The organism is Paraburkholderia sp. SIMBA_030 (assembly GCF_046535245.1).
Lineage (GTDB): Bacteria > Pseudomonadota > Gammaproteobacteria > Burkholderiales > Burkholderiaceae > Paraburkholderia.
On the sequence record NZ_JAWRXB010001310.1, the window covers coordinates 1 to 247 of the forward strand.

1 pseudogene is annotated in these 247 nt (G+C 65.6%); it reads left to right on the top strand.

The window, feature by feature from the left end:
* Positions 1 to 247: pseudogene (locus tag SB772_RS44295) on the top strand (xanthine dehydrogenase family protein molybdopterin-binding subunit); the annotation flags it as partial.

Genomic DNA, 247 nt, shown 5'->3' on the forward strand with positions numbered 1-247 from the left:
CGTGCAGTTCGACGGCTTGATGACCGCCATGGTCGCCCGCTCGCCGGTGTTCGGCGGCAGCGTCAAATCCTTCGAAGGCGCAGAAGCGCTGGCGGTACCGGGCGTGCATAAAGTGGTGCAGGTGCCCACGGGCGTGGCGGTAATTGCCGATCATTACTGGGCCGCGAAGCTGGGGCGCGATGCGCTGAAAGTCGACTGGGACCTGGGGCCGAACACCGGGCTCGACAGCCAGAAGCTGCTGGAGAGT